This is a genomic window from Zobellella taiwanensis (assembly GCF_003012795.1).
Taxonomy (GTDB): Bacteria; Pseudomonadota; Gammaproteobacteria; order Enterobacterales; family Aeromonadaceae; genus Oceanimonas; species Oceanimonas taiwanensis.
The window spans coordinates 54,123-69,859 of record NZ_PXYH01000001.1 but is presented as its reverse complement, the minus strand read 5'-3'; the positions used below and the strand labels follow the sequence as shown (position 1 = coordinate 69,859).

Annotated in this window: 10 protein-coding genes; all 10 read left to right on the top strand. The window is 64.0% G+C overall.

Features of this window, described 5'->3' with window-relative positions:
• Positions 1-73: 73 nt before the first annotated feature.
• A complete protein-coding gene (locus tag C7I36_RS00300; RefSeq protein ID WP_106451754.1) occupies positions 74-904 on the top strand; it encodes a hypothetical protein in 831 nt (276 codons plus the stop codon).
• A gap of 95 nt (positions 905-999) precedes the next feature.
• Positions 1,000-1,686, top strand: coding sequence for a hypothetical protein (locus tag C7I36_RS17160; RefSeq protein WP_146137282.1), 687 nt, complete (start codon positions 1,000-1,002; stop codon positions 1,684-1,686).
• Between the two features lie 92 nt (positions 1,687-1,778).
• Entirely contained in the window at positions 1,779-3,512 is a 1,734-nt protein-coding gene (locus C7I36_RS00290; RefSeq protein ID WP_106451752.1) for a DUF262 domain-containing protein, read from the top strand.
• Positions 3,513-3,842: 330 nt separating this feature from the next.
• A complete protein-coding gene (locus C7I36_RS00280) occupies positions 3,843-4,235 on the top strand; it encodes a DoxX family protein (protein WP_106451751.1) in 393 nt (130 codons plus the stop codon).
• Positions 4,236-4,294: 59 nt separating this feature from the next.
• Positions 4,295-4,645 carry a GlpM family protein gene (locus C7I36_RS00275; RefSeq protein ID WP_106451750.1) on the top strand — a complete coding sequence of 117 codons (351 nt, stop codon included), beginning with the start codon at positions 4,295-4,297 and terminating at the stop codon, positions 4,643-4,645.
• A 50-nt stretch (positions 4,646-4,695) separates the two neighbouring features.
• Complete coding sequence (locus C7I36_RS00270; protein WP_106451749.1) at positions 4,696-5,679, top strand: hypothetical protein; 984 nt, start codon at positions 4,696-4,698, stop codon at positions 5,677-5,679.
• Between the two features lie 9 nt (positions 5,680-5,688).
• Positions 5,689-6,507, top strand: coding sequence for a mechanosensitive ion channel family protein (locus C7I36_RS00265; protein ID WP_106451748.1), 819 nt, complete (start codon positions 5,689-5,691; stop codon positions 6,505-6,507).
• A 101-nt stretch (positions 6,508-6,608) separates the two neighbouring features.
• Positions 6,609-10,016 carry an exodeoxyribonuclease V subunit gamma gene (gene recC, locus C7I36_RS00260; RefSeq protein WP_106451747.1) on the top strand — a complete coding sequence of 1,136 codons (3,408 nt, stop codon included), beginning with the start codon at positions 6,609-6,611 and terminating at the stop codon, positions 10,014-10,016.
• On the top strand, positions 10,013-13,621 hold the full coding sequence (gene recB / locus C7I36_RS00255) for an exodeoxyribonuclease V subunit beta (RefSeq protein WP_106451746.1): 3,609 nt from the start codon (positions 10,013-10,015) through the stop codon (positions 13,619-13,621). The genes recC and recB overlap by 4 nt, the downstream gene beginning before the upstream one ends.
• On the top strand, positions 13,618-15,627 hold the full coding sequence (recD, locus tag C7I36_RS00250) for an exodeoxyribonuclease V subunit alpha (protein WP_106451745.1): 2,010 nt from the start codon (positions 13,618-13,620) through the stop codon (positions 15,625-15,627). Before recB ends, recD begins: the two co-directional genes overlap by 4 nt.
• Positions 15,628-15,737: the final 110 nt, after the last annotated feature.

Below are 15,737 nucleotides of genomic sequence, written 5' to 3'. Positions count from 1 at the left end.
TTCGCTTCGCTCACTGGGACGGGCTAAAGCCCGCCCCTTAACCAAACGTTAGCACTACAAGGAGCCTTTCTCAGTGCAATTTGAATACATTGAAAAACAGCTAGAACTGATCCCGAAGATTCTGAAAATTGCGTTGCAATTTGGCATAGGGATTGGTGCTCTAATCATTCTTATATATTGTGGTGGGGTAGGTTATTACCCATCAGGACTAACCGTCGGAGATGGTATTCTTTTCGTTGCCGTTGCATTAAGCTTTGGGTTTTCTTACTCAATTGTTGTGTTCTTTCTATTTTGTACCGCAATAGTTCTGACTCCTTTCTGGAGAGTGTTGCAGGTGATTATTGTCCATGCACATAAATTATGGTTAAAAATCAACAAGCGATCTGGTGAAGCAGAAAATTTGAAGTTTCCACCTTTGACGTCAGAACAGCTTGGTGTAGCTATAATAGGCATTATTGGTGTGGTGTTTATTCTAATGAGCTTCTTTAAAGACTTTGAGCTATTTATTGGTCTGGCCTCATCTGTCGCATTGATGGCTTTTTGCTACTTATTGCTAAATTCTGTATCTGTAAAAAAGGAAGATACTGAGGTCCAGAAAAAAGCAAAGAAAAAAGTAAAGTTAGCATTCATATTTTCAATTTACCTTATTCCCTTAGTGGTCGGTCGATTTCAAGGTAATGTTCTAGACCAAACTATGCGACTTATAGGGGTAAGAACTGATAATGCGGTGGTACAGTTTCAAAAAGACTATAAGTCCTTTGTTGAGTCATCCTTAGACATAAAAGACAGAAACCTTTATGAAGCAAAAGTATTGTTTAACGGGTTTGGCACTAGCAGCGTATTAGAAATAGAAGGAAAAATATTTGTTGTACCAAATTCACAGTACTTTCTTCGTTACGATTAAAGTGCGCTAACAAGGCCATCAAAAATCGCGCTTTCATCGCTGGACTCGCAACAAGTTGCTGGCCTTTTATGGCGACGTTAGGAGTTACCGAACACGTGAACTTTTTAATCACACCGCCTTCGTCTCATTTTGATGGCGGTATAGGTATTACAGCCTGCAACTTCAAAAATGCTGCGGAAACTTTGAAGGAACATAGTTCGTCTCTAGATGACGTGCTACCTCTCTGTTACCTCTATCGTCATACCGTGGAGCTTTTTCTAAAATCTGTAACTTTTATACTGCATAAAAAATACGCAATCGAGTTCGGGGGTGAATTCTCCCTTGATCGACCTGGAATAAAGGTGCGCGATCGATGGGTAGCTATGGAGAATACTCATAATTTATCGGATCTTTATGTGTACTTTGAAGCGCTTTTTGATCAGTGCAGGGAGCTTCTACCTTCAACAACGAGGTGGGATCTGCCAGGAGATATAAAGCAAAAGATCAACTTGGTCAGCGGAACTGATCCTAAGAGCACTTTTTTCAGATACCCAAAATCTGGCAGTGAACAACAAGATAAAAAGAAAACGAAGATTCAAAAAACCGACTTAGACAAAGCGTTCGCCAACCCTGATAAACCTGCAAGACTGGTCGTTATGCTTGATAATAACGACAATTTAATAGAGTCATACGACTTAGATGCCGACACTTTAGGTAAGGTCCAAAGTGCGCTGTATGATCTTTGCGATTTCTTCTATGGGATTCATGCAGCCTTCAGATATGAGTTGACCAATGGCTCCTAACCAATAGCTGTTGTCGGACAATTTTCCACCGCTTCGCGGCTCCAAAATTGCCGCAAAGCTTGGCGTTATGCTCTTAAGAACCAGGAATACCAATGTCAAAACTTAATGTAGATCAGAAGGCCATCATCGACCTGCTTTCAGACAAGAAAGCTGATTTCCTTATTCCAGACTATCAACGGCCTTATGCCTGGAACGAAGAGCAATGCCAAACGCTGTGGGATGATATATTTTTATTTTCATTCCCCGATAATAACTACGAAGCTTTCGACGACAATGAAGAATATTTCCTCGGATCAATCGTTACTTATAAAAATGAATCTGGGAAATCAGAAGTCATTGACGGCCAGCAAAGATTGACCACGCTAATGCTTATTTTGCGAGCCTTCTATGACAAGTTCGAGAACATGAAGGACAAGAACTCAATACTCACTCGTGATCGTATTGAGAAATGTATCTGGAAAACGGATACCTTCGGAACAGCAGATAAAAATACTCTTAAAATTGATTCAGAAGTTGCCACGGACAATGACAAAGATGAATTTCTTGAGCTATTGCGCACTGGAATAGTTAAGCAAGGTAGTAAGAGTCAATATGTCCTTAATTATCAATTTTTCCAGAAAAAAATCGATGAATTCCTACAGGAATTCCCTAGCTTTTTTCCGTACTTACCAGCGCGAATTTTAAGCAACTGCATCCTTCTGCCTATTGAAGCGGAATCTCAAGATACCGCGCTACGTATTTTTTCGACGTTAAATGACCGTGGTTTGCCATTGTCAGACGCGGATATATTCAAAGCACAATTCTACAAATACTACGGCTCATCTGGAAATAAAGATGAGTTCATTGCCGAATGGAAAAAACTTGAAGAGATAACCAGCTCTGTATTCAATCCAATCAGCGGCACTCCAATGGATGAATTATTCGCTCGCTACATGTACTTTTTGCGTGCGAAAGAAGGGAACAAGAGCTCAACAACAGAAGCTCTACGTAAATTTTATGAGCGCAACAAGTATCAGTATCTAAAACGCCCTAATACAATCGAAGAACTAAAGTCTCTCGCCTTGTTTTGGGAGAGCGTATCAGATCAAGACAAAACCCGATTCTCTGAAGGTGCTCTTAAAAAACTTTTTGTCTTAAATTATGCGCCCAATGGCATGTGGCAACACATAACATCAGTCTATTTTTTGCAACACAAAACTAATGATGGAATACTAAGTGATGCAGAGTTCTGTAAGTTTCTCGATAGAATAACTGCTTTTATTTTCGCCTATGCCATTACGAATCCTGGTGTAAACGCTTTGCGCACGCCCGTATACGACGAGATGGTTAACCTTGTAAGTGGTGGTGAGGTTAAATTCTCGAAATACAAATTCAACAATAAGCAAGCACGAACATCTTTTGAGAATTATGTGTTCACAAACCAAAGGAATGCAACTCGCTCCATGATTACTTGGTACGCCTACACTTTTTCAGAACAGACGCTTCTCGGATTGAATGAAGTATTCCATTTAGAGCACATTTACCCCAAAAAGCGCCAAGAAATGGAAGGCGGTCTTAAGGTTGAGGGCAATATCGACTCGCTTGGCAACAAAATACTACTAGAAAGCGCCATCAACATTAAAGCATCAGACTACCGATTTGATGATAAGAAGAGAATCTATAGTGGGGAGCAGAGACGCGGTAATTACAAAGAGCCTAGCAAAGTTGCCGAAATAGCTGACCTCATTGCTTACAACGAATTTGGAGAACAACAGATAATTGAGCGCAATAGGAAAATCCTAGACAGATTCTTTGATTTTCTGCATGCCGAAGAATTAATAGCATAAAAAGCGCATAACAAAGTGCTGCCCACGGATAAATTACTCGCTGCGCTCGCAATTTACCGGTGAGCACGGCGTTATGTGTTGCCGGGAAATTGGCATGGAAGTAATAATTGGACAGTCTGCTGAGATCATAGAAAGGGATCAGGCTATTCGCTATCAGGTATCCACAGTAGAGCAAAATATTCCGAATGAGCTGGATTTTGACGGCTTAGATCCATGCTGCAGAACATGCCCTTGTTAGAAGATGGCTGGAGAGCATCAACTAATAGAAATGCGCCACCAATTAGTACGCACATAACAAATTAGATATTGATAACAACACGGAGAATAAAGATGGAGAAATTCCTTAGTGCATGGCGTCCCCGGGTGCTGAGCCTGGTGCGGGCGGTATCCGCCTTTCTGTTTATGCAGCACGGTGGGCAGAAGCTGTTCGGCTTTCCCGCCGCCCAGCGGGGTGAGTTTGATCTGTTCTCGCTTTCCGGCGTGGCCGGGGTGCTGGAGCTGTTCGGCGGCGCCCTGCTGCTGGTGGGCCTGTTCACCCGGCCGGTGGCCTTCGTGCTCTCGGGGCTGATGGCCTTCGCCTACTTTATCGCCCACGCCCCGCGGGATTTCTGGCCGCTGAACAACGGCGGCGAGCTGGCCATTATGTTCTGCTTCACCTTCTTCTACTTTGTGTTCGCCGGTGGCGGCAGCTGGAGTCTGGACCGCCTGCGCGGCCGGCGCTAGTGCCGCTGTTTTAGGCCGGGCGTGCCATGCCCGGTTTTCTTGCTATCGGTTGAGTACCCATGTTGTCGCTGTTTTTTAAATGCCTGCTCGGCGCCCTGGCGGTGTTGCTGATTGCGCTGCTGTCCAAAAGCAGGAGTTTTTTCATCTCCGGCCTGGTGCCGCTGTTTCCCACCTTTGCGCTGATTGCCCACTACATGGTCGGCACCGAGCGTACCCTGGCCGATCTCCGGGTTACCGCCCTGTTCGGGCTCTATTCGCTGCTGCCCTATGCCGCCTACCTGCTGGCGGTGTACTGGCTGAGTTACCGCTTCGGGCTGGTGGCCACCCTGGGCTTCGCCACCCTTGTCTGGCTGCTGTGCGCGGCCCTGCTGCTGCTGGCCTGGGTGCGTTTTTATCCGGCCGCCACCTAGCGGTTGGCTACACTGGGAGCATTCCCCGGGCCGTTCAGGAAGGTAACGCATTGAATCATTCCCACTGGCAATTGATCCCGCACCAGCAGTTTTGCTGCCCCGCGCCTCCCGCCAGCACCCGTTTGCGGCAGGGCTGGCACCGCTTGCTCCGGCTGCTGGGGCTGGGGGAGGAAGCGCCTCCCGAGCGCCAGGATCCACTGCCCGATTACCGGGGGTTCGACCGGGCCCCGGCGGTGGCGGCCATGGACCGCTTTTTCGACGACTGGCCCGAACCCGGCGACGGCTCGGTATGGTTTTTGCTCGACCCGCCCTACAGCGGCAGCGCCGCCATTGCCCGGGACTGGGCCCGCCAACGGGGCTGGGCGCGGCTGTCGCCGCCCTTGGCGACGGAGCTGGAGGCGGCCGATCTGCCCGGCTGGTGGCGCCGCCAGGGGGTGTCCGGCCCCTGGCTGGTGGACGACCTGGCCCGTTACCTGTTGCGCACCACAGGGGGCATGGGTTTTTTACGCGCCTTGATGGTCTGGCTGCTGCAGGCAAAAGATCATGGTCCCGGCCTGGTGGTGTGCGACAGCTGGCTGCTCGGCTTTATCGACCATGGCCTGGGACTGGCGCCGCCCCGGCTGTGCCGTTTTGCCCCGGCAACCCCCGGGCTGCTGCGCCAGCTCGGCATTCGCGGCGACGACAGGGCGCTGGCCCGGCTCGCCGCCCGCGCCCGGGGCAATGTGGGCCTGGCTCTGGCCATTCAGGCGGCGGAGCAGGACAGCGAACAGAGCCTGCCCGAGCCGCCCGCCAATGCCGACGATCTTACCGCCTTTGTGCTGCACGCCCTGTTGCTGCACCGGGGCTTGTTGCCGGATGAGGTACGGCAGGTGCTGCCGGGCTTTGCCGGCGAGCGGCTGGCCTGCTGCCTGTTGCGCCTGGAGCAGGGCGGCCTGGTGCAGCAACGCCAGGGGCGCTGGCGGGTGAGGGTGTTCGCCTATCCGGCGGTGCGGGAGTTTCTGGCCGCGCGCGACATGTGCCTGGATTCGGACTGAGGAGGACGCATGGATACGGAAAACCTCGTCGGCCTGTTCCGGACCATCACTCCCCTGGTGCTGGCCGAGGCGGCGGCGGTTATCCTGGCCGCAGCCCTGCTGGCCTGGCTGGTGCAGCGGCTGCTGCCCTGGCTTGCCGGACGGCTGCACAGCAGCCGGCGCCTCTTTGTGCTGGCGCTGATCCCGACCCTGCGCATCCTGATCATGGCCGCCGCCCTGGCCTGGCTGGTGCCGCTGGTGATCGAACCCTCCCTGCGCAATATGATCGCCATCCTGGGGGCGGCGGGCCTGGCCATCGGCTTTGCCCTCAAGGATTACGTCAGCAGCCTGCTGGCAGGGGTGGTGGCGGCCTACGAACTGCCCTACCGGCCCGGCGACTGGATAACGGTGGACGGCAGCTACGGCGAGGTGCGCCACATCGGATTGCGGGCGGTGAGCATCGTCACTCCCGACGATACCGTGGTGGTGATCCCCCACCTCAAGCTGTGGAGCGGGCTTATCCACAATGCCAACAACGGCGGCGCCAGCCTGATGTGCGTGGTGAGCTTTTACCTGGCGCCCGAGCACGATGCCCAGCGGGTGCGCCGGCTGCTGGAGGACGTGGCCCTGTCCAGCCCCTATCTCAAGCTGGCCCGGCCGGTCAGCGTGGTGCTCGACGAGCACCCCTGGGGCACCCATTACCGGATCAAGGCCTATCCGGTGGATCCGCGCCAGCAATTCCAGTTTGTGTCCGATCTCACCGCCCGGGGCAAGGCGGCGCTGCTGGCGCTGCCGGTGGCCTTTGCCAAGGTGGAGGCCATGAGCGACGGCGCCGGTCCGGCGGGCTGAGCCTTGGGCCTGGCGGCTTTTTCGCCAACAGGGCAGGCGACCCTTATCGTCGCCCCCATTCGGCACTATCATGGGCCCGAGCAGGGACACAAGGAATTCACATGCATAACAACGACAACCTCGCCCCCGGCCTGATGGTGGTGCACGGCAACCAGCTGGAGGCATTGCGCGAGCTGGCGGTGACCTGGATGCGGCGCCATCCGCTGGCGCCGCTCGAGAACGAGGTGATCCTGGTGCAGAGCAACGGCATCGCCCAGTGGCTCAAGCTGGCCCTGGCCGAGCACCGCAGCGGCGGCATCGCCGCCGCCGTGCAGGTGGAGCTGCCGGCGCGCTTTTTGTGGACGAGCTACCGGGCCGTGCTCGGCAGCGACAGCATTCCCCGCCAGTCGCCGCTGGACAAGGCGCCGCTCACCTGGCGGCTGATGCGGCTGTTGCCGGGGCTCTTGGCCGAGGCCGAGTTCGCGCCCCTGCACCGCTTTTTGCAAGACGACGCCGACGACCGCAAGCGCTACCAGCTGGCCGAGCGGCTGGCGGACCTGTTCGATCAGTACCAGGTCTACCGGGCCGACTGGCTGGCCGCCTGGGCCGAGGGGCGGGACGAGATAGTCAGCCTGCGCCGGGGCCGGGTGGCCCTGGATCCGGCGGTGCGCTGGCAGCCGGCCCTGTGGCGGGCGCTGCTCGCGGACGTGGGCGAGCGGGAACTGGCCGGCAGCCGGGCCGGGGTGCATCCGCGCTTCGTGGCCGAGCTGCGCGCCGCCGGGCGCCGTCCGGCCGGGCTGCCGCGCCGGGTGGTGGTGTTCGGCATCTCCTCGCTGCCGGCCCAGACCCTGGAGGCCCTGGCCGCCATGGCCCGCTTCAGCCAGGTGCTGCTGTGCGTGCACAACCCCTGCCAGCACCACTGGGGCGACATAGTGCCGGACCAGGATTTGCTGCGCCACCAGTACCGCCGCCACGCCCGCAAGGGCGGCCTGGCCCCGGGCCTGGACCAGGCCGAGCTGCACCAGCACGCCCATCCGCTGCTGGCGGCCTGGGGCAAGCAGGGGCGGGACTACATCAACCTGCTCGACAGCCTGGACGATCCCGGCCAGTACCAGGCGCGTTTCGACGCCCTGGGCGAGCGCATCGACCTGTTCAGCCCGGGCGACAGCGATCACCTGCTGGGCCAGTTGCAGGACGACATCCTCAACCTGCGCCCGCCGGCGGAAAGCCGCGACCACTGGCCGCCGCTCGAACGCCACCAGCTGAGCGTGCACTTCCACATCGCCCACAGCGCCCAGCGGGAGCTGGAGATACTGCACGACCAGCTGCTGGCGCGCTTTGCCGAGAACGAGACCCTGCGCCCGCGGGACATCATCGTCATGGTGCCCGACATCAACCTGTATGCGCCCCATATCCAGGCGGTGTTCGGCCAGTACGGCCGGGACGATGACCGCTTCATCCCCTTCACCCTGGCGGATCAGGGCAGCCGGGGCCGGGAGCCGCTGCTGATCGCCCTGGAGCACCTGCTGTGCCTGCCCGAGAGCCGGCTGCCGGTGAGCGAGGTGCTGGACCTGCTGGACGTGGCCGCCCTGCGCCGGCGCTTCGGCATCGAGGAGGCGGATCTGCCGGTGCTGCACCGCTGGATAGAGGGGGCGGGCATCCGCTGGGGGCTGGACGCCCGCCGCCGGGCCGCCCTGGGCCTGCCGGCGCTGGAGCAGAACAGCTGGCGCTTCGGCCTGCGCCGCATGCTGCTGGGCTACGCCGTGGGGGCGGGGGAGCCCTGGGCCGAGATCGAGCCCTACGACGAAATCGGCGGCCTGGACGCGGCCGTCATCGGCCCCTTGGCGGGCCTGCTCGACGCCATCGACGCCCTGCACGACCAACTGGCCGAGAGCGTGCCGGCCGACGACTGGACGGCGCGGCTGCAGGGGCTGCTGGCGCGCTTCTTCCTGGCCGAGGGCGAGCAGGAGCAGGCGCTGCTGAACGGGCTCACCGAGTCCCTGGAGCAGTGGCAGGCGCTGTGCGCCGAGGTGGCGCTGGCCGAGCCGCTGCCGCTCACCGTGGTGCGCGAGGCCTGGCTGGGGGCCCTGGAGCAGGGCCGGCTCAGCCAGCGCTTCCTGGCCGGGGCGGTGAACTTCTGCACCCTGATGCCGATGCGCGCCATTCCCTTCCGCCAGGTGTGCCTGCTCGGCATGAACGACGGCGACTACCCGCGCAGCGTCACCCCGCTGGACTTCGATCTGATGGCCGGGGACTACCGGCCCGGCGACCGCTCCCGGCGGGAGGACGACCGCTACCTGATGCTGGAGGCGCTGCTCTCGGCCCGGGACCGGCTCTATATCAGCTGGGTGGGGCGCAGCATCCGCGACAACGGCGAGCGCCCGCCCTCGGTGCTGGTGGGCCAGCTTAGGGATCTGCTGGGCCAGTGGCGGCTGGCCGACGGCGGCGAGCTGCTCTCCGCCATCACCACCGAGCACCCGCTGCAGCCCTTCAGCCGGCGCTATTTCAGTGGCGAGGGGCTGGTCAGCTACGCCCGGGAGTGGGCCGCCCGGGACAGGGCCCCCGAAGCCGAGGGCCCCCTGCCGCCCTGGCAACCCGAGGAGCCGGTCTCCCCGGAGCAGTTGCAGCAGTTTTTGCGCCAGCCGGTGGCGAGCTTTTTTTCCCGCCGGCTCAAGGTGGTGCTGGATGACATCGCCGCCGTCCGGCTGGACGAGGAGCCCTTCGCCCTGGACGGCCTGGAGCGCTATGTGATCAAGCGCGAGCTGCTTGAGGCCGCCGCCGGCGCCGACGAGGCACAGCCGGCCCTGGCCCGGGCCGCGGCCCGGCTGCAGGGGCAGGGCCGGCTGCCGCTGGCGGGCTTTGGCGAGCGGCTGCGCGCCGAGGTGGAGGCGGCGCTGCCGGATCAGCTGGCCCGCCATCGGGCCTTGTGTCATGCCTGGCCCGAACCGCTGAACTCCCCCCTGCCGCTGGCCCTTGAGCACGGCGGCCTGCAACTGGAAGGCTGGCTCGGCGGCCTGCGCCGGCAGGGCGACAGGCTGGCGCTGATCGAACTGCAGCCCGGGGAGCTGCTCGGCAAGAGCGGGCCCAAATGGCATCGCACCCTGCGCGCCTTTGTCGCCCAGGCGGTGGCCTGCGCCTGCGGCATCGAGCTCTGGCTCTACCTGGTGGGGGAGGACGCCACCCTGCACGGCGCGCCCCTTGCGCGGGACACCGCGCGGCAGCTGGTGCAAGGCTGGCTGGAGGCGCTGCAGGCGGGCATGACGGCGCCCCTGCCGGTGGCGCTCAAGACTGCCATGGCCTGGCTCGGCCAGGAGGACGAGGGCAAGGCCGCACAGGCCGCCCGCAAGGCCTACGAGGGCGACGGCTTCGGCCCCGGTGGCGAGCGCGCCGAGAGCGGCGCCCTGGCCCGCCAGTATCCCGACTTCGACGCCCTCACCACCGACGGCCATTTCGCCGCCTGGTGCGAGCGGCTCTACCGGCCATTGCTCGAGCATGGCCCGCAACCGGAACCGCAGGAGGCCTCATCATGACGGCACCGCGCCCCCTGGCGCTGACCTTTCCGCTGCACGGCAGCCGGCTGATCGAAGCCAGCGCCGGCACCGGCAAGACCTTTACCATCTCGGCCCTGTACCTGCGGCTGGTGCTGGGCCATGGCGGCGAGCTGGGCTTTGCCCGCGAGCTGCTGCCGCCGGAGATCCTGGTGGTGACCTTCACCGACGCCGCCACCAAGGAGCTCAAGGATCGCATCCGCGCCCGCCTGGTGGAGGCGGCGGCGGTGTTCCGCGGCGAGCGCGAGGGCGACGCCCTGCTCGACACCCTGAAGGCCGACTTCGCACCCGATCGCTGGACCGCCTGCGCCCACCGGCTCGACATCGCCGCCCAGTGGATGGACGAGGCGGCGGTGTCCACCATTCACGGCTGGTGCCAGCGCATGCTGCGCGAGCACGCCTTCGACAGCGGCAGCCCCTTTACCCAGACCCTGGAAACGGATCACGGCGAGCTGCTGGCCGAGGTGGCGCGGGATTACTGGCGCCGCCAGTGCTACCCCCTGGACGGCGACGCCCTCGACTGGGTGATGGCGAACTGGCAGACCCCGGACCGGCTGCTGCGCCAGCTGCGCCCCCTGCTGGGGGAGCAGGATGAGGCCGGCGGCGAGCTGGGCGCCCTACTGGAAGGCGCCTTAAGCGAACGCGAGCGGGCGCTGGCCGAACTCAAGGCGCCCTGGCCGGTCTGGGCCGATGAGCTGGAGTTGCTGCTGGACAAGGCGGTAGCCGACAAGGCGGTGGACGGGCGCAAGCTGCAGGCCCGCTACTACAAGCCCTGGCTTGACAAGCTCAGGGCCTGGGCCGGCTCGGGCGAGGCCGCCCTTGAGCTGGGCACCGGCTTCACCCGCCTCACCCCGGACGGCCTGGCCGAGGCCTGGAAGCAGGGCTCGCCGCCCGACCACCCGGGCCTGGCGGCCATGGCCGGGCTGGCGGTGGCCCTGGCCGGCCTGCCCGGTCCCGCCGAGCCGGCCCTGCGCCATGCCGCCGCCTGGGTGCGCCGCCGCTTCGAGGCGGAAAAGCGCCGCCGGGCCGAGATGGGCTTCGACGACATGCTGACCCGGCTGGATCAGGCCCTGGCGGGGGAGAACGGCCCGCGCCTGGCCGAGGTGATCCGCCGCCAGTTTCCGGTGGCGCTGATCGACGAATTCCAGGACACGGACCCGCTCCAGTACCGCATCTTCGACGCCATCTACCGGGTGGCCGACAACGGCGCCGACCGGGGCCTGTTCATGATCGGCGATCCCAAGCAGGCCATCTACGCCTTTCGCGGCGCCGACATCCATACCTACCTGGCGGCGCGCGCCGCCACCGAGGGCCGGCACTACAGCCTGGACACCAACTTCCGCTCCTCCGAGGCCATGGTGGACGCGGTCAACCGGCTGTTCGAACGGGCCGAGCAGCATCCTGAGGGCGCCTTCCTGTTCCGCCGGGGCGGGCAAAACCCGCTGCCCTTCGTGCCGGTCGCGGCCCGGGGCCGGCAGGAGCGCTGGCAGTGCGGCGGCGAGGTCCAGCCTGCCCTGACCCTGTGGCAGCTCGACGGCGCCGACGGCAAGCCCTTTTCCGGCGGCGCCTATGTGGCGCAGATGGCGGGGCGCTGCGCCGGCGAGATAGTGCGGCTGCTGAACCTGGGTCGCCGGGGCCAGGCGGGCTTCGCCGGGGCGGACGGGTTCGCGCCGGTGCGCTCCCGCGACATCGCCGTGCTGGTGCGCGGTTTCCGCGAGGCCCAGGCCATCCGCCGGGCGCTGGCGGAACTCGGGGTAAAGAGCGTCTACCTGTCGGACAAGGACTCGGTCTACCAGAGCCCGGAGGCGCTGGACCTGCTGTTCTGGCTGCGCGCCTGCGCCGAGCCCGAGCAGGACGTCCGCCTGCGGGCGGCGCTGGCCACCGCCACCCTGGGGCTCGGCCTGGCCGAGCTTGAGCGGCTCAACCAGGACGAGCGCCACTGGGAGCGGCGGGTACTGCAGTTTAGGGACTACCGCCGCTGCTGGCAGCGCCAGGGGGTGCTGCCCATGGTGCACCGGCTGCTGCACGACTTCGGCCTGCCGGCCCGGCTGATGGCGGGCGCCGAGGGCGAGCGCCGCCTGACCAACCTGCTGCACCTGGCCGAGCTGCTGCAGCAGGCCGCCGCCGGCCTGGACGGCGAGCAGGCGCTGATCCGCCACCTGGCCGAGGCCCGGGAGGCGGGCGCCGAGGCCGCCGATGAGCAGGTGCTTAGGCTCGAGAGCGACGCGGATCTGGTGCGGGTGGTGACCATCCACAAGTCCAAGGGCCTGGAGTACCCCCTGGTGTTTCTGCCCTTTATCTGCTCCTTCCGGGAAAGCGGCGGCAAGGGCGGCCCGGTGCAGCTTTACGACGGCCGGCGCAAGCGGCTGGTGCTGAGCCCCAGCGAGGAGGAAAAGGCCCTGGCCGAGCGGGAGCGGCTGGGGGAGGATCTGCGCCTGCTGTACGTGGCCCTCACCCGGGCCCGCCACGCCTGCTGGCTGGGGCTGGCCGACATCGGGGTCGGCAACGGCAAGAGCTCTCGCCTGCACGACTCGGCCATGGGCCGGGTGCTGGGCGGCGGCAGCCCGCTTGCCGGCCCCCTGGCCGACTGGCTCGCCCCTTTGGCGTGCGCCCACACCCGGCTGTGCCCGGCGCCCGAGCCGGGCGACGAACGCTGGATCGACGCCGCGGGCGACGAGGCTCCCCCGGTGTGGGCGGTGCCGGCCCGGCCGGCCGCCGAGCACTGGTGGATCGCCTCCTACAGCGCCCTGCGCACCCGGGAGGCGACGGGCCGGCGTTTCGACGACGCCTCGCCCGAGCGGCCCGAGGCGGGCAAGGCCGGCGACGACGAGCTGGAGCTGGCCTTCGTGCCCCTGCGCCCCGGCGAGCGGCCCAGCCTGCACCGCTTCGCCCGCGGCCCGGCGGCGGGCACCTTCCTGCACGGCTTGCTGGAGCTGGCGCTCAGGGAGCGGCTGGCCGATAACCCCGGGGCGCTCCGGGACCAGATCGCCCGGCGCTGCCAGTTGCGCGGGCTCGCCGACTGGACGGATCCCCTGGCGGACTGGCTGCTGGGCCTGCTGGACACGCCCCTGTTCGAGGACGGGCCGACCCTGGCCGGCCTAGCCCACTACCAGCCCGAGATGGAGTTCTGGCTGGAGGTGAGCCGGGTGCCGGTGCAGCGCCTGGACCGGCTGGCGCAACAGGCGGTGCTGCCGGGCCGGGAGCGGCCCGAACTGGCCCCCGATACCTTGAACGGCATGCTCAAGGGCTTTGTCGATCTGGTGTTCGAGCATGAGGGGCGCTACTACCTGGTGGACTACAAGTCCAACTGGCTGGGCCCGGAGGACGAACACTACACCCGGGAGGCCATGGCCGGCCAGGTGCTCAGGCACCGCTACGATCTGCAGTACCTGCTCTACCTGCTGGCCCTGCACCGCCAGCTGCGGCTGCGCCTGCCCGATTACGACTACGACCGCCACATGGGCGGGGCCCTCTACCTGTTCGTGCGCCGCCCCGGCGCGGCCTGGTTCGACCGGCCGCCGAAGGCGCTGATCGAAGGCCTGGACGCCCTGTTCCGCCATCAACAGCCCGAGGAGACAGCGTCATGACGGCTACCATCACGCCCCTGGCCGGCCAGCGGGAACTGCTGGCGCTGCTCGAGCGCTGGCTCGATCTGGGCTGGCTGCGGCCCCTGGACCGGGCCCTGGCGGGCTTTTTCGCCGGGCTGGACCCGCACGCCGAGGCCAGGGTGCTGCTGGCGGCGGCGCTCGCCAGCCACCAGCTCGGCCACGGCCACGTCTGCCTGGATCTGGCGGCCACCCTGGCCGAGCCCGACTTCGCCCTGTCGCTGCCGCCGGAAGGGGAGGAAGGCCTGGCCGACGCCTGGCTGCCCTCGCGCCTGCTCGCCGGCCTCACCCTGGACGACTGGCGCTCGGCCCTGGCGGCCAGCCCCCTGGTGGCTGGCCCCGAGGGCGAGGCCGAGCGGCCCCTGGTGCTGCACGGCGGACGCCTCTACCTGCGTCGCTACTGGAACTACGAGCAGGCGGTGGCGCGCTCGCTTGCCGCGCGCATCCGCGACGACAGGCCGGTGCCTCAGGATCTGTCCGCCTGGCTGGCGCGGCTCTTTCCCGAGCCCCTGGTGCTGGACGGCGAGCGCCAGACCGACTGGCAGAAGCTGGCCTGCGCCCTGGCGGCGGCGAGCGGCTTCACCCTGATCACCGGCGGTCCCGGCACCGGCAAGACCACTACCGTGGTGCGGCTGCTGGCCCTGCTGCAGGCCACGGCGGAGCAGCCCCTGCGCATCCGCCTGGCGGCGCCCACCGGCAAGGCGGCGGCCCGGCTGACCGAGTCGATCGGCGCCCAGGTGGCCTCGCTGCCGGTGGACGAGGCGGTGCGCCGCCGCATCCCCACCGAGGTCGGCACCCTGCACCGGCTGCTGGGCAGCCTGCCCGACAGCCGCCACTTCCGCCATCACGCCGGCAATCCGCTGCCCCTGGATGTGCTGGTGGTGGACGAGGCCTCGATGATCGATCTCGAAATGATGGCCTGCCTGTTGTCGGCGCTGCCGGCCCATGCCCGGCTGCTGCTGCTGGGGGACAAGGATCAGCTGGCCTCGGTGGAGGCGGGGGCCCTGCTGGGCGATCTGTGCCGCCACGCGGAGCAGGGCCATTACCAGCCCGAACGGGTGCGCTGGCTCGAGCGGGTCAGCGGCGAGCGGCTGGCCCACCCGGCGCTGGTGCCCGGTGCCGAGGGTCGCCATCCCCTGGCCCAGCGCATCCTGATGCTGCGCCATTCCCGCCGCTTCGCCGGCGGCTCCGGCATCGGCCAGTTGGCCCGGGCAGTGAACGAGCAGCGGGCCGGGGCCGCCCGGGCGGTGCTCGGCGGCGGCGACGAGGTGGCCGGCCTGCGCCTCAGGGGCGAGCAGGACAGGGCCCTCGACCGGCTGCTGCGCCAGGGCCGGGGCCGGGCCCTGGGCTACGGCCATTATCTCGAGCGGATGCAGGCCACGCGGCCGGCGCCCGAGACCCCCTTCGCCGACCCGGCCTGGACCGGCTGGGCGGCCGGGGTGCTGGCCGCCTTCGACCAGTTCCGCCTGTTGTGCGCGGTGCGCCGGGGACCCTGGGGAGTGGAGGGGCTCAACCAGCGCATCGCCGCCCTGCTGCACCGCCAGGGCCTGCTCGAGGCGGATCAGGGCTGGTACGAGGGGCGGCCGGTGCTGGTGACCCGTAACGACTACGGCCTCGGCCTGATGAACGGCGACATCGGCATCGCCCTGCGCCTGCCGGAGCAGGACGGCAGGCCGGTGCTACGGGTGGCCTTTCCCCGCAACGACGGCAGCGGCGGCCTGCGCTTTATCCTGCCGAGCCGGCTGGGGGCGGTGGAGACGGTGTTCGCCATGACGGTGCACAAGTCCCAGGGCTCCGAGTTCGCCCACACCGCCCTGATGCTGCCGGAAAGCCTCAATCCCGTGCTCACCAAGGAGCTGCTCTACACCGCCATCACCCGCGCCCGGCACTGGTTCACCCTGCTGGAGCCGCGTCCCGGGGTATTCGAGCAGGCCATCGCCCGCCGGGTGGAGCGCCAGAGCGGCCTGCTCGAAAGCCTGCAGCAATGAAAAAGGGGTCGGAGTCAATTTCGCAACTTGCAATATTGACTCCGACCCCATTTTATTTTGCCAATCAGACCGCGCGTGGGGGAGCGGGCATTCACGGGCGCGCAAAAAAC